At 65.4% G+C, this 16,914-nt stretch carries 14 protein-coding genes; 7 read left to right on the plus strand and 7 right to left on the minus strand.

All coding sequences use genetic code 11. The features are described from left to right. Positions 1-66 precede the first annotated feature (66 nt). Complete coding sequence (pncB, locus tag BLT73_RS07215; protein ID WP_090522318.1) at positions 67-1,380, minus strand: nicotinate phosphoribosyltransferase; 1,314 nt, start codon at positions 1,378-1,380, stop codon at positions 67-69. Then, positions 1,377-1,973, minus strand: coding sequence for a bifunctional nicotinamidase/pyrazinamidase (gene pncA / locus BLT73_RS07220; RefSeq protein ID WP_090522320.1), 597 nt, complete (start codon positions 1,971-1,973; stop codon positions 1,377-1,379). The genes pncB and pncA overlap by 4 nt, the downstream gene beginning before the upstream one ends. A 156-nt stretch (positions 1,974-2,129) precedes the next feature. On the opposite strand from pncA, the gene BLT73_RS07225 reads away from it, so the two are divergent. The 6 genes from BLT73_RS07225 (at position 2,130) to BLT73_RS16990 (ending at position 10,026) form a co-directional block, all read left to right on the plus strand. After that, positions 2,130-3,776 (plus strand): SLC13 family permease, encoded by a 1,647-nt coding sequence (locus tag BLT73_RS07225; protein WP_218132513.1) that lies wholly within the window; start codon positions 2,130-2,132, stop codon positions 3,774-3,776. A gap of 43 nt (positions 3,777-3,819) precedes the next feature. Further along, on the plus strand, positions 3,820-4,743 hold the full coding sequence (gene trhO, locus BLT73_RS07230) for an oxygen-dependent tRNA uridine(34) hydroxylase TrhO (protein WP_090522322.1): 924 nt from the start codon (positions 3,820-3,822) through the stop codon (positions 4,741-4,743). Between the two features lie 438 nt (positions 4,744-5,181). After that, complete coding sequence (locus tag BLT73_RS07235; protein WP_090522578.1) at positions 5,182-6,108, plus strand: AEC family transporter; 927 nt, start codon at positions 5,182-5,184, stop codon at positions 6,106-6,108. Positions 6,109-6,113: 5 nt separating this feature from the next. Next, complete coding sequence (locus tag BLT73_RS07240; RefSeq protein WP_090522324.1) at positions 6,114-6,917, plus strand: crotonase/enoyl-CoA hydratase family protein; 804 nt, start codon at positions 6,114-6,116, stop codon at positions 6,915-6,917. Between the two features lie 59 nt (positions 6,918-6,976). Continuing rightward, the gene (locus BLT73_RS07245; RefSeq protein ID WP_090522326.1) at positions 6,977-8,158 is read left to right on the plus strand and encodes an acetyl-CoA C-acyltransferase family protein; all 1,182 of its coding nucleotides are present in this window, start codon (positions 6,977-6,979) and stop codon (positions 8,156-8,158) included. A gap of 476 nt (positions 8,159-8,634) precedes the next feature. Further along, positions 8,635-10,026: a hypothetical protein gene (locus tag BLT73_RS16990; protein WP_143025641.1), complete on the plus strand. Its 1,392-nt coding sequence runs from the start codon at positions 8,635-8,637 to the stop codon at positions 10,024-10,026. A 71-nt stretch (positions 10,027-10,097) separates the two neighbouring features. Here the strand turns inward: BLT73_RS16990 and BLT73_RS07250 are convergent, their stop codons facing one another. Further along, positions 10,098-11,318, minus strand: coding sequence for an argininosuccinate synthase (locus tag BLT73_RS07250; RefSeq protein ID WP_090522328.1), 1,221 nt, complete (start codon positions 11,316-11,318; stop codon positions 10,098-10,100). A gap of 90 nt (positions 11,319-11,408) precedes the next feature. On the opposite strand from BLT73_RS07250, the gene BLT73_RS07255 reads away from it, so the two are divergent. Beyond that, positions 11,409-11,783: an Hpt domain-containing protein gene (locus BLT73_RS07255; RefSeq protein WP_090522330.1), complete on the plus strand. Its 375-nt coding sequence runs from the start codon at positions 11,409-11,411 to the stop codon at positions 11,781-11,783. Between the two features lie 143 nt (positions 11,784-11,926). Here BLT73_RS07255 and ilvA read toward each other — a convergent pair whose 3' ends face one another. From ilvA to BLT73_RS07275, 4 genes are all read right to left on the minus strand, one after another. Further along, on the minus strand, positions 11,927-13,177 hold the full coding sequence (gene ilvA, locus BLT73_RS07260; protein ID WP_090522332.1) for a threonine ammonia-lyase IlvA: 1,251 nt from the start codon (positions 13,175-13,177) through the stop codon (positions 11,927-11,929). Positions 13,178-13,623: 446 nt separating this feature from the next. Further along, positions 13,624-14,112 (minus strand): acyl-CoA thioesterase, encoded by a 489-nt coding sequence (locus BLT73_RS07265; RefSeq protein WP_090522335.1) that lies wholly within the window; start codon positions 14,110-14,112, stop codon positions 13,624-13,626. Between the two features lie 138 nt (positions 14,113-14,250). Beyond that, positions 14,251-15,672 (minus strand): UdgX family uracil-DNA binding protein, encoded by a 1,422-nt coding sequence (locus tag BLT73_RS07270; RefSeq protein ID WP_090522337.1) that lies wholly within the window; start codon positions 15,670-15,672, stop codon positions 14,251-14,253. Further along, positions 15,669-16,904, minus strand: a complete 1,236-nt coding sequence (locus BLT73_RS07275) for a putative DNA modification/repair radical SAM protein (RefSeq protein ID WP_090522340.1) — start codon at positions 16,902-16,904, stop codon at positions 15,669-15,671. The genes BLT73_RS07270 and BLT73_RS07275 overlap by 4 nt, the downstream gene beginning before the upstream one ends. Positions 16,905-16,914 lie beyond the last annotated feature (10 nt).

The raw sequence follows: 16,914 nt of genomic DNA on the forward strand, positions 1-16,914 counted from the left end.
GGACATGCGCCAGATGGATTTCGAGCGGGTCCCGGCGCGCACGGCGCAGGGGGAGCCGGTGCAGGATCAGACGAACACCTCGACCCGCTCCTGAGCACCCACGCCGAAGACCCGCTTGTAACGCGCAATCTCGTCCGCCGGACCCATTGCCTTGGCCGGATTGTCCGACAGCTTGACCGTCGGCCGGTCCTCCGCCTCCACCGCCTTGCAGACGAGGCTGAGCGGGTCGAGCCCGTCGCCCTCGACAAAACCGCGGAAATCATTGGTCAGCAGCGTGCCCCAGCCGAAGCTGACCTTCACCCGTCCGTCGAACTGGTTGTACAGCTCCTCGATCTTCTCCTCGTCGAGACCGTCGGAGAAGATCACGAGCTTCTGCGTCGGATCCTCGCCGCGATCCTTCCACCACTGGATCGCCACCTCGGCATTCTCGGCCGGATCGCCGCTGTCGACGCGAATGCCGGTCCAGCCGGCCAGCCAGTCCGGCGCACCATCCAGAAACCCCTTCGTGCCGTACGTATCTGGCAGGATGATGCGCAGATTGCCGTCATGCTCCTCGTGCCAGTCGGCCAGCACGCGATACGGGGCCTGCTGCAATTCCTCGTCCGTCTCGGCGAGTGCGGCAAAGACCATCGGCAACTCATGCGCATTGGTGCCGATCGCCTCCAGATCCCGGCGCATCGCAATCAGGCAATTTGACGTGCCGATGAACTTGCCGCCCGGCGCATTGCCCAGCCCCTCGCCCATCGCCTGCACGCACCAATCCTGCCACAGATAGGAATGCCGCCGCCGCGTGCCGAAATCCGCAATGCGCAGCTCCGGCAGCTTGTCCAGCTCGGTGATCTTTTCCCAGACTCGGGTCATGGCGCGGGCATAGAGCACCTGCAACTCGAACCGGCCCATATCCTTGGTGACGGCGCGGGACCGCAATTCCATGATGATGGCGAGCGCCGGGATCTCCCACAGCATGACCTCGGGCCATTTGCCCTCGAAGCGGAGCTCATACTGGCCGTCGCGCTTGGTCAGCTCGTATTCCGGCAGTTGCACATTCTCCAGCCATTCCATGAAATCCGGCCGGAACATCTGCCGCTTGCCGTAAAAGGTGTTGCCGCGCAGCCAGGTCGATTCCCCGCGCGTCAGCCTGAGCGCGCGGACCTGGTCGAGCTGTTCGCGCAACTCGCCCTCATCGACCATATCCGCCAGCCGCACGGAGGTCGTGCGGTTGATGAGCTGAAAGGTGACATTCGTGTCCGGCTTGTTGCGGAACACCGACTGGCACATCAGCAGCTTGTAGAAATCCGTATCCAGCAGGGACCGCACGATCGGGTCGATCTTCCAGCGGTGGTTATAGACGCGCGCGGCAATATCGACATTCGGCATCATATCAGCGTCACCCCTGCTGCTCGCATCTTCTCCTGCGCCGCGGCGCGCGACCCGTCGAGGTCGATGGCGCGGGTGGCCTCCTCGATCACGCGCACCGCGAAGCCCAGCTTCGCCGCGTCCATGGCACTCCATGCGACGCAGAAATCATGGGCCAGCCCGACGAAATCCAGCGCCGTCACCCCGCGCTCGCGCAGATAGCCTTCCAGCCCGGTGCGGGTCTGGTGGTCATTCTCGAAAAAGGCGGAGTAGCTGTCGATCTCGGGGCGAAACCCCTTGCGGATCACCAGATCGGCCACATCCACCGCGAGCGCGGGATGAAACTCCGCGCCGGGCGAACCGATGACGCAATGCCGCGGCCACAGCACCTGCGGGCCATAGGGCATCTCCACCGTCGAGAAGGGGGCGGCCTCCGCATGGTTGTCGGCAAAGCTGGAATGATCGTCCGGGTGCCAGTCCTGGGTCAGAACGACGGCATCGTAATCCGCCATCAGGTCGTTGATCGGGGCGATGATCTCGTCGCCGCCCTCGACGGCCAGCCTGCCGCCGGGACAGAAATCCACCTGCGCATCAATCACGATCAGGGCACTCGGCATGGCTCACTCCTCCGTTAAGCTTTGGTAACAGTTGCGGGGCGGGCGTCAATGCCACGCCATGCGCCGCAATTCGCCGCCCCGCCCTGATCCCTCTTGTGGCGGTTTCGCAGAACTGCGCAAGCTGATCCGGTGGCACGTATTTCAAGGGGGGATTTTATGACTGACAATGATCGGCCAGAGGGAACAGGCGGTCCCGGCCAATATCCGGAAGATCTTCACCAGCAGGGCCGTTTCGACGAATACGAATCCGGCTCGGGCCGCTCGCCCGTGATGCTGTGGGGGTTGCGCGCCGCCGGACTGATCGCGGCGCTGATCGTCTGGCTGATCCTTGGCGGCTCCGAGGGGTTGTCCCCCGATGCGCGCAATGTTGCCGCCATCGGCACGCTCATGGCGATCTGGTGGATGTCCGAGGCGATCCCGCTCTCGGCCACCTCGCTTCTGCCCATCGTGTTGATCCCCATGTTCACCGAACGCACGGTCAGCGAGGCGACGGCGCCCTATGCCAGCTCGATCGTGTTCCTGTTTCTCGGCGGGTTCCTGATCGCCATCGCGATGGAGAAATGGCATCTGCACCGTCGCATCGCGCTTCTGACGCTGCGCCGGGTGGGGGTGCAGCCCAAGCGGATCATCCTGGGCATGATGATCGCCACCGGCTTTCTGTCGATGTGGGTGTCCAACACCGCCACGACGCTGATGATGCTGCCCATCGGGCTGTCGGTGCTGACGCTGGTGATCGAACGCAGCCAGCATACCGATCAGGGCGCCGAGGTGGGCGAGGAACTCGCCGCGGGCGGCACGATCAGCGAGGTGGTGGACGACCCCAACATCAAGGCATTCGGCATCTGCCTGGTGCTGTCGATTGCATGGGCGGCGACGATTGGCGGTCTTGGCACGCTGCTCGGCAGCCCGCCCAACGCCATTGTCGCGGGCTATGTTTCCGATGAGCTGGGCGGTGATATCGGTTTCCTGCAATGGATGCTGATCGGCCTGCCGCTGGCGGCGGTGTTCATCCTCATCGCCTGGGTGCTGATGACGAACGTGCTCTACCGCTTCAATCTGGACGAGGTGCCGGGCGGCCGGCAGATGATCGACGAGCAGATCGCCTCGCTCGGCCCGGTCGGCCAGGGCGAGCGGATGGTGATGATCGTCTTTGCCTCCGCGGCGTTTCTCTGGGTGGTGCCGGGGCTTCTGACCAGCCTGACCGGATCGGATCTGGGCTTCCTCGGGCTGCTGGACGACACCGCCATCGCCATTGCGGCGGGTATTGCGCTGTTCCTGCTGCCGGGGCGCGGGCGCACCACCATGGTGCTGGAATGGAAGGATGCCGAAAACGGCCTGCCCTGGGGGGTGCTGCTGCTTTTCGGCGGCGGGCTGAGCCTGGCGGGTGCGGTGGCGGCGAGCGGGCTCGATCAGTGGTTCGGCCAGCAGGTGCAGGGGCTTGGATCGCTGACCCCGATCATGCTGGTGGCGGCGGTCGTCACGCTGATCCTGTTCCTGACCGAGATCACCTCGAACACCGCCACGGCCGCGACCTTCATCCCGATCCTGGGCGGGGTCGCCGTGGGCATCGGCGTCGATCCGATGGCGCTGTTGATCCCGGCGGCGTTTGCGGCGACCTGCGCCTTCATGCTGCCGGTGGGTACGCCGCCCAATGCCATCGTCTTCGGCACCGGCGCGGTGACGATCGGGCAGATGGCGCGGGGGGGATTCGTGCTGAACGTGGTGGGGATCGTGCTCATCACAATGTTCATCTATCTGCTCGGCGGCTTCGCGCTCGGCATCACCTTCGGATCGGGCGGCTGATCCGGGATTTGACGACTCGGGGCGCGGCGATTAAGGGCAGCAGATGCTGACCGTCGCCGCGCTTTACCATTTCACCCGCTTCCCCGAGCCCGAGGCGCTCAAGGCCCCGCTGGCGAAAACCGCCTGCGCGAACGGGGTGCGCGGCACGCTTCTGCTCGCGCCCGAGGGGATCAACGGCACCATCGCCGGCACGCGTCAGGGGATCGATGCGGTGCTGGATCATATCCGAACCCTGCCCGGCTGCGCTGATCTCGACTGGAAGGAAAGCGCCGCGGCCGAGATGCCTTTCGGCCGGATGAAGGTCCGGTTAAAGCGCGAGATCGTGACCATGGGCCAGCCAGCGGTGGACCCGACCGCCGCTGTCGGCCGCTATGTCGCGCCCGCCGAGTGGAACGCACTGATCGAGGCCGAGGATGTGGCGGTGATCGACACCCGCAATGATTACGAGGTCGGCATCGGCACGTTCGAGGGCGCGGTCAATCCCGAAACGAAGTCCTTCCGTGAATTTCCCGAATGGTGGGCGCAAAACGCGGATCGCTTCAAGGGTAAGCGCGTCGCCATGTTCTGCACCGGCGGGATCCGCTGCGAAAAATCGACGAATTACCTGATCTCGCAGGGCGTTGAGGAGGTGTTCCACCTGCAAGGCGGGATCCTGAAATATCTCGAAGAGGTGCCGGAGGAAGACAGCCGCTGGCAAGGCGAATGCTTCGTCTTCGATCAGCGGGTGAGCCTCGGCCATGGGCTAAGGCCGGGCAGTTACGATCTGTGTCACGCCTGCCGCCGCCCGCTGGCGGATGCCGACAAGGCCCGGCCGGAATATGAGGACGGCGTCTCCTGCCATCGCTGCATCGGGGAATATTCCGATGCCGACCGGGCGCGGTTCCGAGAGCGCCAGAAACAGGTCGAGCTGGCTGCGACGCGTGGCGAGGCGCATATCGGCGCGGATCACGGCAAAAGCGGCGGCTGAGTTGCCAGATCGCGAAACAGAGGTCCAGCGTCCCACCGCGGGCTGACGCCGTCATCGCCCCCGCATCGCGCTTTATCTCGCATCCCCGCTGAACGACCGTCCTGCTCGGTCCGGCGAAGAAGCGTCCGCCCGGGGGGCGGTCGGACGCTGGCCCGACGGGGCATGCGCCCCTTGTTCCGGGCCGGGCCTGCTGCGGTCACGAGAGTTGGCGCGTTCGGTATCGGACACAGGGCAGCGGACGCCCGTGCGGGCGGTCGTCCGCTGCCCGGCGGGGCTGCGCCCCTTGATTCCGGGCGGGTCTCCTACGGAGCCTTTGGCCTGCGTGTTGCGATCCTGCTGCGCCTGGGGCGGCCCACCCGCCCCGCGCCCCGTCTTGCAACTCCAAGCCCCGGATGGTCTTGTCGCCCTGTCACGGCCCGCAGCCAGCAGGACATGAACATGCTGCCGATCTTCTTCAAGACGCTGCCCTTCTTCCTGCTGATCGGGCTTGGCTGGGCGGCCGCGCGGACCCGGTTCTTCCCGCCCGAGGCCGCCGCCTGGCTGACCAAATTCGTCTTCTACTTCCCGCTTTCCGCGATGCTCTTCCGCTTCGCCGCGACGCTGGAGATCGGGCAGATCTGGGATCCGCGCTTTGCCGCGGCCTATCTGGCCGGCTCGCTGGTGATCTGGGGAATCGGGGTGGCCGCCGCGCGCGCCCGCGGCCTCAGCCTGGGCGATGCGGTGATGGAGGCGCATTGCTGCGTCATCGGAAATACCGGCTTTCTCGGCGTGCCGATGCTGGTCGTGCTGATGGGCGATGCCGCCGCCGGGCCGGTGCTGATGATCCTCATCATCGACCTGGTGGTGTTTTCTACCCTCATCACCCTCATCATCACCGCCGCGCGGCAAGGCCGTCTGCGCCTGTCGATGACCGGCACACTGTTGAAGGGGCTGGTGGCCAACCCGATGATCGTCTCGATGCTGGCGGGGCTGATCTGGTCGGGCGCGTCCCTGCCCATCCCCGGCCCGGCGATGGAGTTCCTGACGCTGCTGTCAGCCGCCGCAACCCCCGGCGCGCTGTTTGCCATCGGCGCGAGCCTGGTCGGCCGCCGGGCCGAGCGCCCCGCCATCGCCGTCTGGCTCAGCAGCGCAAAGCTGGTACTGCACCCGCTGGCGGTGGGGATCGCCGCCTGGGCGCTCGGCGTTGCGGCCTTCCCGGCGGCGGTGATGATCGCCGCCGCCGCCCTGCCCGTGGCGGGCAATGTCTACATGCTGGCGCAGTATTTCGGCATCGCCGTGCAGCGCGTGTCCTCGGCGATCCTGATCTCGACCGCGGCCAGCGTGTTCACCATCCCTGTCGTGATGCATCTGATCGAGAAAGGCTGATCCGCATGTCCCGCATCTCCGAACTGAAACTCGAACATACCCTGCTGGATCTGGACGAGGACGGCATTGCCACGGTGACGCTGAACCGCCCGGCAAAGCGCAACGCGCTCAACGCCGCCACCATCGACGAGCTGACAGAGATCTTCCGCAGCCTCCCCCGCGCCGGGGCGAGGGCCTGCGTGCTGCGCGGCGCGGGTGATCATTTCTGCGCCGGGCTGGACCTGGTCGAGCATCACGCCGAAGACCGCGCGCCCGAAGATTTCATGCATCTCTGCCTGCATTGGCACGAGGCGTTCAACAAGATGGAATATGGCGGCGTGCCGATCATCGCCGCACTCCACGGCGCGGTGGTGGGCGGCGGGCTGGAACTGGCCGCGGCCGCACATCTGCGGGTGATCGACGAGACCGCCTATTTCGGCCTGCCCGAGGGGCAGCGGGGCCTGTTCACCGGCGGCGGGGCCACGATCCGGGTCGCCGATCTGATCGGCAAGTCGCGCATGATCGACATGATGCTGACCGGCCGTCTCTATCGCGGCGAGGAGGCGGTGACGGTCGGGCTGGCGAACTACATCGCCGCCGACAGCGCCGCGAAAGCGCAGGAGATCGCGCGCCGCTGCGCCGAGAACCTGCCCTTGTCGAATTTCGCCATCTGCTCGGCGATCAGCCATATGCAGAACATGTCGCCGCTGGATGCAGCCTATGCCGAATCGGTGGTCGCAGGCGTGGTGAACACCCAGCAGGCGGCGCGGGACCGGCTGGCGGCCTTTCGCGATGGCAGCGGGCCGCGGATCAAACCGACGCAGGGTTGAGCCTATACAGCCGCGCCCGGCGCACCTAATCTTCCCCCGAACCATTGGGGGAGTTTCACATGTGCGAGTCCGATATCGTCATCCTGTCCGGCGCGCGCACCGCCATCGGCACGTTCGGCGGCAGCCTGGCCACGGTGCCGCCCATCGACCTGGCCGCGACCGTCACCCGCGCCGCGATGGAACGCGCCGGGGTCGCGCCCGATCAGATCGGCACGGTCGTGTTCGGCCATGTCATCAACACCGAGCCGCGCGACATGTATCTGTCGCGCGTGGCCATGCTGGATGCGGGTATTCCCGACACCACACCGGCGATGAACGTGAACCGGCTCTGCGGGTCGGGCGCGCAGGCCATCGTCTCGGCGGTGCAGTCCCTGATGCTGGGCGATGCCGATTTCGCCGTGGCGGGCGGGGCGGAATCCATGTCGCGCGCGCCTTACGCGGTGCCGAAGGCGCGGTTCGGCTCCAAGATGGGGGACGCCAAGATGCTCGACATGATGACCGGCGCGCTGACCTGTCCGATGGGGACCGGGCATATGGGCGTGACGGCGGAGAATGTCGCCGATGAACATGGCATCAGCCGGGCGGATCAGGACGCGTTCGCCCTGCAATCGCAGGAGCGCGCGGCGGCGGCGATTGCCGAGGGGCGCTTTGCCGAGCAGATCGTGCCGGTGGAGATTTCCAGCCGCAAGGGCCCGGTCACCTTCGAGGTGGACGAGCATCCCAAGCAGACATCGGCCGAGAAGCTGGCCGGGCTGAGGCCGGTGTTCCGCAAGGAAGGCAGCGTCACGGCGGGCAACGCCTCGGGCATCAATGACGGCGCGGCGGCGCTGATCCTGGCCCGCGCGGAGGCCGCGAAATCCGCCGGTCTGACCCCGCGTTTCCGCGTCCTGGGCTATGCCCATGCCGGCGTCCGGCCCGAGGTGATGGGCATCGGCCCGGTGCCCGCGGTCCAGCAATTGCTGGAGAAAACCGGGCTTTCGGCAGGCGATTTCGACGTCATCGAATCGAACGAGGCCTTTGCCGCGCAGGCTTTGGCGGTCAACAAGGAGCTGGGTCTGGACCCCGCGAAGGTGAACCCGAATGGCGGGGCGATCGCGCTCGGCCACCCGGTCGGCGCGACCGGGGCGATCATCACCATCAAGACGATGTACGAGCTGGAGCGGACCGGCGGCAGGCGCGGGCTCATCACCATGTGCATCGGCGGCGGCCAGGGGATCGCACTGGCCATCGAGCGGCTCTGACCGCGCGCAACGGGGGGCGCGCGCAGGGTGTTGCGCGGCGGCGGGCGCGGAGGCGATCCGGGCCAGCAAATGCTGGGATTTGCGCCCGCACCGCACGTACACCGGGCGTACACCGGAGATGGCGGGTCCGGCCCCGGGCGCGGCGACGGGCGGCGCGGGTCCGGTGATCCGGGGGCGCGGAGGTTCGTGAGGTGGTCGGTGCCGGGAGAAGAGGCGGGTCGGCGGTGCCGGTTGGATGAGGTCTGAGGCGCGGCGCGGCAGAGGGCAGCGGACGACCGTAGGGGTCCGCTGCCTGGCTTTGTGGCCGGGCGGTTTATGGGGACGGATCGCTTTGTGGCTGGTCGGTGTGGAGGGGTGACGAAGCGGACGTGCTAGTTTTGGACTTCCACATAAGTGTGGATGTGATCCCGCCAAAATTCCAACCGTAGATTGCCAATTTTTCGCAATTATCATATACCCCTTTCTCAAGGCCAAAAATGACGAAAGAAAATTCAGGATCATATACTTTTACAATAGATGGCGATGGTGAGGTCCCCCATGGTTGGTCTGGTGTCCTTACCTACCCAGAAGTGAAATCTGCAAGTGTTCAGTTTAAGCTTTTTAGCAATAACAATTTCGGATTTGTAAAACCATTCCGCCTGTTGGGCGCTCATGACAAGTATGTTGTGCATGGTTGGTTGAATTCCTGTCGTCCTGTCACGCTTTTAGAGCCTTTTTATAACTCCAACGGCGGTGGAGTACTGGCATATGGATTTCGGCAATCAACATATTTATCTGGCTATGTAGGCAGTTTGGTTGAGGGGGCGCATTTAGATAGCGACAATGAGTCCGCCATTTCGGAGGTTGGATTTTGGTCTGAGTCTCTGGTTACAATTGCTCAAATGCAAGCATGCCAGAATAAGGCCATAGCGTGCCGGGAAGGCACGCCTGAAGCAGAAACGTTGTTATCTGAGACGGATGTGGCTGATCTTGGTAAGCTTAACTTTACGATTACCTACCGCTTTGATGAAAATTCCCGCAAGCAAGTTTCTCGGGCATATACCCGCCTGAAAACTAAACGCGGAATTGACATCTGGACTGCACAAAGCTGGGCGAGGTTTCATCTGCACTTTATTGACTTTATAGTCGGTGCGTCGGCAGGGGACTTTCGTACTTCAGTATTTATTGATGAGCCTGATAGTTCTGACTATAGACTTGATAATCACTTGAGGTTGGCTGTTTATCCAAGGCAGAAGGCAGACCACTTAAGGAACATCAGCATTATCTTGACAAACCCGATTGACGCTATCCCAGAGGCTTTGGCGAATGCGTGGATCGACGATAGTATCAAGGAACGTGTTCTCGCAGCAGCCACCTTGCGGTCTGCAAAGCTAGGTATCTTTGAGCGCTTCATACGAACGATTACCTTTCTCGAGCAATGGCTGCATGTGAGGTACCCAGACTGCTCTGAGAGGCAAGATCGGTTCAGTTCCTACGTAAATGACTACAATGCGCACCTGAGGACGGCATCGAAAGAAGTAAAGAGCTTTGCAGAAGAATTTGCCCGACCTCGGTATCCAAAGAAAAATAGTCTAAAAGAACTCTTAGTGAAAGCTTTCAGTGAGTGCCGGCCTTTTGGCTTGGCTTGCGATAACCAGCAAGCGCAAATCATGGCGGATCGTCGAAACGACTTAGCGCATGGGAAAGAACCTACTGCTAGAGATCAAATACATGAGTTACTCATTGGGTCCGACCTCGGTTTGGCAGTTATTGAGTTGTTGACGTTGAAAGATATAGGGCTTGACCCAGCAAATAATTTTAGGCCGCGGTATGGCCGCTATGGAACTCAACACGGAATCTATACCTTAGAAGCCAGAGGTGATGACTAGCTTGTGCTTTGCAAGGTCTGTTTACGGCGTAGAGCGGCCCTCTGTGCGCAGTGCGGCTCACCGCCCCCCCCTCAAACCCGCCCATTCCGCGCCGCCAGCAGCTTCAACCGCAACGCATTCAACCGGATGAACCCCGCCGCATCCTTCTGATCATACGCCCCGGCGTCGTCCTCGAACGTCACATGCGCCTCTGAATAAAGCGAATGCTCGGACCAGCGGCCGACCGTGTGCACTGACCCCTTGTAGAGCTTCAGCCGCACCGTGCCGGTGACGTGTTCCTGGGACTTGTCGATGGCGGCCTGCAGCATCTCGCGCTCGGGCGAGAACCAGAAGCCGTTATAGATCAGCTCGGCATAGCGGGGCATGAGCGAATCCTTCAGATGGCCCGCGCCCGCGTCCAGCGTGATCTGTTCGATGCCGCGATGGGCCTCGAGCAGGATGGTGCCGCCGGGGGTCTCATAGATGCCGCGGGATTTCATGCCGACGAAGCGGTTCTCGACGAAATCCAGCCGGCCGATGCCGTGTTTGCGGCCGTACTCGTTCAGCGCGGTCAGGATGGTGGCGGGCGACATCTCCTGCCCGTTGATGGCGGTGGCGTCGCCGCGTGTGAAGGTGATCTCGATATGCTCGGGCTGATCGGGCGCGTCCTCGGGGTTGGCGGTGCGCTGATAGACGTAATCGGGGGCCTCGACGGCGGGATCTTCGAGCGCCTTGCCCTCGGAGGAGGTGTGCAGGAGGTTGGCGTCCACGCTGAACGGGGCCTCGCCGCGCTTGTCCCTGGCGATGGGGATCTGGTGCTGCTCGGCGAATTCGATCAGCTTCGTGCGGCTGGAGAGATCCCATTCCCGCCAGGGCGCGATCACGCGGATATTGGGGTCGAGCGCGTAGCAGGAGAGCTCGAACCGGACCTGGTCATTGCCCTTGCCGGTGGCGCCGTGGGCGACCGCATCGGCGCCGTGTTCGCGGGCGATCTCTACCAGGCGCTTGGAGATGAGCGGGCGGGCGATGGAGGTGCCGAGGAGGTAGAGGCCTTCGTAGAGCGCGTTGGCGCGGAACATGGGAAAGACGAAATCGCGCACGAATTCCTCGCGCAGATCGTCGATATGGATGTTCTCGGGTTTGATGCCCAGAAGTTCCGCCTTCTGGCGCGCCGGTTCGAGTTCCTCGCCCTGGCCGAGATCGGCGGTGAAGGTGATGACCTCGCAGCCATATTCGGTCTGCAGCCATTTCAGGATGATCGAGGTGTCGAGCCCCCCGGAATAGGCGAGGACGACTTTCTTCGGCGCGGTCATGGGCGGTCCTTTCGTATTTCGCCCCCGATTAGGCGGTTTTTTGGGGTCTCACAAGGGTCCGGGCGCCGTTAACGCGGCATTAGAGCGGCATTGCTAGGCTGGATCGAACGGGACGATTCGGGCGCGGCGATGATTGACTGGAACCGGGTTGAGGCATTGCGGGAGGAGTTGGGAGAGGCGGATTTCGCCCCGGTGGCGGAGCTGTTCCTGGACGAGATCGAAAGCACGGTGATGCGGATCTGCCAGGGCGATGCGGCGCAGATGGAAACGGATTTCCATTTCCTGAAGGGCTGCGCGGCCAATCTGGGATTCAGCAGCTTCGCGGAGATCTGCCAGCAGGGTGAGGCCGCCTTGCGCGCGGGCGGCGGCGGGGGCGTGGCGCTGGAGCCGCTGCTGGAGTGCTATGCGGCCACGAAGCGCGAATTCATCGCCGGTCAGGCGCAGCGGCGCAGCGGCGTTGCGTGAGCCTGCGGGATCGGCTGCGGTGCCGATCGCGCGGGGGCAGCCAGCCAGCGGGCGGCGCGGAACGGGGGGATGTGCCGCGTTCCCCCCCGCGGCGGGGCGCTTGCGGGCCCGGCCCGGACGCTGCCGCCGGATCGGCGCCCGGTTCAGATCAGGAACTGGGCCAGCAACTCGTCGCGGGTGATGTCCTGATAGGTGAAGCCGCTCTCGTCCAGACGTGCCATCAGCGTGGTCAGGTTCTGCGGATCTCTGGTCTCGATCCCGATCAGCACCGAGCCGAAATTGCGCGCCGATTTCTTCAGATATTCGAACCGCGCAATATCGTCCTGCGGACCCAGAAGCTGCAGGAAATCACGCAGCGCGCCGGGGCGCTGCGGCATGCGCAGGATGAAGTATTTCTTCAGTCCGGCGTAGCGCTGTGCGCGCTCTTTGACCTCGGGCAGCCGCTCGAAATCGAAATTCCCGCCGGAAACGATGCAGACCACGCGCCGCCCAGACAGGGCGCCCGCCGCATGCAGATCGCGCAGCGCGTCCAGCGACAGCGCGCCGGCGGGCTCCAGCACGATGCCCTCGACATTCAGCATCTCCAGCATGGTGATGCAGAGCCGGTCCTCGGGCGCGGCCAGCACATGGCCGGGCGAAACACCGCGCAGCCAGGCGAAGGGCAGATCGCCGATCCGTGCCACCGCCGCGCCATCGACGAAACTGTCCACCTTCGGCAGCGTGACCTGACGCCCGGCCTCCAGCGCCGCCATCAGGCTGGCCCCGCCTTCCGGTTCGACGAAGCGGATCCCGGTCTGCGCGGATTCCGCCCGCAGATAGGTGGTCACCCCCGCCGACAGCCCGCCGCCGCCCACCGGCATGACCACCAGATCGGGCGGCGCGGGCAGTTGGGCGAGCATCTCGCGCGCGACCGTCGCCTGTCCCTCGATCACATCGGCCGAATCGAAGGGCGACAGGAAGGCCGCGCCATGTTCAGCCGCAAATTGCTGGGCCGCGGCCAGGGTCTGGTCGAAATAATCGCCGGTCAGCACGATCTCGACCTGCGCGCCGCCGAAGATCCGGGTCTTGTCGATCTTCTGCTGCGGCGTGGTGACGGGCATGAAAATCGTGCCCTGCGCGGCGAAATGCCGGCAGGCGAAGGCCACGCCCTGCGCATGATTTCCGGCGCTCGCGCAGACGAAATGCCGGGTGCTGCCTGCCGCGATGGCCTTGCGCATGGCGTTGAACGCGCCGCGCAGCTTGTAGCTGCGCACCGGCGTCAGATCCTCTCGCTTCAGCCAGATCTCGGCCCCGTAGCGGGCGGAGAGATGGTCGTTCAGTTGCAGCGGCGTGGCCGGGAAGAGATCGCGCAGCGCGGTCTCGGCGGCCGCGACATCGGCGGTGAAGTCGTCCATTTGGGCCTCGGTATCATCCGGCGTCCAGCCTTTGCCCGAGCCGGGGGGCGGGGTCAATGCGTGTCGCCGCGCCGCTGGCGGCGGTGGAACCCGGCCTGCGCGACGGATCGCGGCAAGATCGCGGCGGCGGGTACGGCAAGGCCGAGCGGGGGCGTTCTGCCAGCCAACGGATCGCGGCCTGCCGTGCCTGTCACCGTCTCGGGTCCGGTTGCGGCGGTATGCCCCCGGCGCGAATGACGGCGCACTGCCTGCGTGCGCAGGGCTTTTTTGCCGTGCGGGCCCGGTGCCCGGCTGACCGGTCAGACCCCGCGCCTGCGCCGAGATCGGGTCTGCCTGCGATGGCGCGGCAGGCATCAGCGGCGTGGGGCGCTCAGGTTGCGGGGGCAATCGGGATGCCCGGACGGACGGCGCGGACGGTGCCGCAGATCGTTGAGAGGAAGAAAGGATCAGTCGCGATCCGTGTCCTGCGCGACAAGGGCGGCCTGGCGCTCTGCGATCTCGCGGCGGATCTCGCGGCGCGCCTCGGCGGCTTTCCAGCGGCGGCGGCTGTGGACATCGTCGAGCTCCAGCGGCGGCACCGGCACGGGCTGGCCGCGCTCATCCACCGCGACCATGGTGAAATAGCAGGAATTCGTGTGACGCCGCGTGGCGCGGCGGATGTTTTCGGCCTCGACCCGGATGCCGACCTCCATCGAGGTGCGCCCGGTGTGGTTGATATGGGCGCGGAAGGTCACCAGCTCGCCCACATGGATCGGTTCCTTGAAGGTGACCTGATCGACCGAAAGCGTGACGGTGTATTCGCCGGAAAACCGCGACGCGCAGGAAAACGCCACCCGGTCGAGCAGCGCCAGCAGCGCGCCGCCATGCACCTTGCCGCTGAAATTCGCCATGTCCGGCGTCATCAGCACCGTCATTTCCAGCCCGCGCTTGTCCATCCCGGATCCTTTCGTCGCTGTCCCCGCCCCAGTCTGCCGGATTTGGGGCGAAGGGGAAGCGCGGATTGCGCGCGGGACGGTGCGCGCCGCCCTGTCGCGGCGCACACCCAGGGTGCGAGGCCGGTGGCGGGTGGCGGATCACCCGGCCAGCAGGTCGCGCGCCTGGCGCAGATCGGCGGCGAATTCGCGCTGCGCGGCCCCCGCCTCGGCCCCGGTCAGGCGCAATATGCGGCTGGGATGCCAGGTGATGAGGACCGGGCCGCGGTCCATTGCGGCCTCGATTCGGCCCCGGCGCGGGGTCAGCGCGCTGCGGTCGCCGGTCAGCGCAAAGGCCGCGCTGGCGCCCATCGCCACGGTCAGGCGCGGGGCGACGAAGCGGCGCTCCAGCCCCAGCCACCAGCGGCAATGGCTGATCTCGCCCGCATTCGGGTTCTGGTGCAGCCGCCGCTTGCCGCGTGCGGCGAATTTGAAATGCTTGACCGCGTTGGTCAGCCAGGCCCGGTCCGGGGAAAGGCCCACGCGATCCATCGTCTCGCGCAGCAACTGCCCGGCCGGGCCGACAAAGGGGCGGCCCTGCAGATCCTCGTGATCGCCCGGCGCTTCGCCCACGATCATCAGATCGGCGGCCGGATCGCCCGCGCCCCACACTGTCTGAGTGGCATGCTGGCAGAGATCGCAGCGCGTGCACCGCCCGGCCTGGGCGCGGGCGTCGGCCATCGTCGCAGGCGGGCGGTCATCGGGGGCGTGGCGGATCCGGGCGGTGACGCGGGGCGCAAAGGCGGGCGCGGTGCTGGCACCGGCGTCCTGCATGGCGCGGACCCGGCGGGGCGCGTCGTTCAGCATCTCCGGGATCAGCGCGGTCTCTGGCAGGTTCTTCCAGTATTTGCGCGGCATTTCCGACCGCATGGCCTGGGTCTTGATCCGCGCCGGGTTGAAGATATTGGCGAAATAGGTCTGCCAGAGATCATGGCTCGCATCCTCGGGCAGATCCGGGCGCGGGACCGGATCGCCGAGATGCAGCCTGCCGTCGAAGCGCGCGGTGCCCTGCGGGGTGGCGATCAGCCAGTCCATATCCGCGAAGCGCTTGACGAAGAACGGGATGGCGGGTTCGAGGATCGGGTGATCGGGCTCGAACCAGGCGGCGAAGGAGCGGCGCGGCCCGGCGGCGGGCAATTCGTGGAAGCGCAGGAAGGCATGCATCTTGTGGATGTCGCGGCGCACGGATTTCGCGAGCTTCCCGAACCGCGCCGCCATCGGATCGGCGGGGTTGGCCAGATAGCCCGGATCATCCTGCAGCCGCAGCAGCCCGGCATAGAGCCAGGCCCAACGCTGCGCATCCGCATGCGTGGAGACCTGCCGGGCCAGCGACAGAAAGGCGCGGCTGGCGCGCACCGGCTGCGGACCGGGGGGCGGCAGGTCCTGCGCCGCGAACAGCTCGGGCGCGGCGTCATCGCCGGTCCAGGCAATGTCGGCGGCGGGGACACCGGCACTGGCCAGTTGCCGCGCGGCGTCGCGCCATGCGTCGAAGCTGCCAAAGCGCGGAAGCGCGATGCGGATCATCCGAAGAGCGAGAGCTGTTCCGGCGGCGGCGCAAACCGGCTGCGCAGATCGACGCTGTCGGTCAGCGATCCGGGCCGCCAGTCGGGCAGGCTGATGAACGCCTTGGCCTTCGACATCACCGCCCCCATGCGCAGCAGATCGCCGTAACGCACCGGGCCGCAGCGCCGCGCGGCCAGGATGCGCTGCACGGTCTTGACCCCGAAGCCGGGTACGCGCAGCAGCGTCTCGCGCCCGGCGCGGGCGATGTCGACCGGGAAGAGGCTGCGGTTCGCCAGCGCCCATGCCAGTTTCGGGTCCAGATCCAGGTCCAGATTGCCATCCGGCCGGGCCGCCCCGATCTCGTCAGCGTCAAAGCCGTAAAACCGCATCAGCCAGTCCGCCTGATACAGCCGATGCTCGCGCGAGAGCGGCGGCCGGATCAGCGGCAGCGCGGCGGAGGCATCGGGGATCGGGCTGAAGGCCGAGTAATAGACCCGTTTCAGGTCATATCCCGCATAGAGATTGGAGGAGGTGCGCAGGATCTCGCGATCCGTCGTCGCATCGGCGCCGATCACCATCTGGGTGGATTGCCCGGCCGGCACGAAGGCGGGCGGGCGCTTGCCGGTGAAGCTGCGCTCCTTCGCGGCGGCGCGGGACATGCGCATGTCAGCCATCGCGCCGCGGATGGTTTCGGGGCGTTTTTCGGGGGCGAGTTCGCGCAGGCTCTGATCCTTCGGCAGCTCGATATTCACCGACATGCGATCGGCATAAAGCCCGGCCTCCGCCACCAGTTCCGGCGCGGCATCAGGGATCGCCTTGAGGTGGATATAGCCCTTGAAGCCATGATCCTGCCGCAGCATCCGCGCGATGCGGACCATATCGGTCATGGTCTGATCGGGGCTGCGGATGATGCCGGAGGACAGGAACAGCCCCTCGATCATGTTGCGGCGGTAGAATTCCAGCGTCAGCGTCACCACCTCCTCGGGCGAGAAGCGGGCGCGTTCGACATTGCTGCTGACCCGGTTCACGCAGAAGGCGCAGTCATAGATGCAGAAATTCGTCATCAGGATCTTCAGCAGGCTGACGCAGCGCCCGTCCGGGGTATAGGCGTGGCAGATGCCGCTGCCGCCGGCCGAGCCGATCCCGCCCTTGCGCGAATCGCGCCGCGTGGTGCCGCTGGACGCGCAGGAGGCGTCGTATTTCGCGGCATCCGAAAGGATCGCCAGTTTCTGCTGTAAACTTTTCCGGGCCATGCCGCCAGCT

It is taken from the genome of Paracoccus isoporae, from assembly GCF_900101865.1.
Taxonomy (GTDB): Bacteria; Pseudomonadota; Alphaproteobacteria; order Rhodobacterales; family Rhodobacteraceae; genus Paracoccus; species Paracoccus isoporae.

What these genes read in the sequence shown, in the direction of transcription:
- BLT73_RS07265 (WP_090522335.1), bottom strand. Translation starts at nt 14,112, where the DNA reads ATGGACAAGCGCGGGCTGGAAATGACGGTGCTGATGACGCCGGACATG.
- ilvA (WP_090522332.1), bottom strand. Translation starts at nt 13,177, where the DNA reads ATGGACGACTTCACCGCCGATGTCGCGGCCGCCGAGACCGCGCTGCGC.
- BLT73_RS07270 (WP_090522337.1), bottom strand. Translation starts at nt 15,672, where the DNA reads ATGATCCGCATCGCGCTTCCGCGCTTTGGCAGCTTCGACGCATGGCGC.
- trhO (WP_090522322.1), top strand. Translation starts at nt 3,820, where the DNA reads ATGCTGACCGTCGCCGCGCTTTACCATTTCACCCGCTTCCCCGAGCCC.
- BLT73_RS07275 (WP_090522340.1), bottom strand. Translation starts at nt 16,904, where the DNA reads ATGGCCCGGAAAAGTTTACAGCAGAAACTGGCGATCCTTTCGGATGCC.
- BLT73_RS16990 (WP_143025641.1), top strand. Translation starts at nt 8,635, where the DNA reads ATGACGAAAGAAAATTCAGGATCATATACTTTTACAATAGATGGCGAT.
- BLT73_RS07225 (WP_218132513.1), top strand. Translation starts at nt 2,130, where the DNA reads ATGACTGACAATGATCGGCCAGAGGGAACAGGCGGTCCCGGCCAATAT.
- pncB (WP_090522318.1), bottom strand. Translation starts at nt 1,380, where the DNA reads ATGATGCCGAATGTCGATATTGCCGCGCGCGTCTATAACCACCGCTGG.
- BLT73_RS07235 (WP_090522578.1), top strand. Translation starts at nt 5,182, where the DNA reads ATGCTGCCGATCTTCTTCAAGACGCTGCCCTTCTTCCTGCTGATCGGG.
- BLT73_RS07240 (WP_090522324.1), top strand. Translation starts at nt 6,114, where the DNA reads ATGTCCCGCATCTCCGAACTGAAACTCGAACATACCCTGCTGGATCTG.
- pncA (WP_090522320.1), bottom strand. Translation starts at nt 1,973, where the DNA reads ATGCCGAGTGCCCTGATCGTGATTGATGCGCAGGTGGATTTCTGTCCC.
- BLT73_RS07245 (WP_090522326.1), top strand. Translation starts at nt 6,977, where the DNA reads ATGTGCGAGTCCGATATCGTCATCCTGTCCGGCGCGCGCACCGCCATC.
- BLT73_RS07250 (WP_090522328.1), bottom strand. Translation starts at nt 11,318, where the DNA reads ATGACCGCGCCGAAGAAAGTCGTCCTCGCCTATTCCGGGGGGCTCGAC.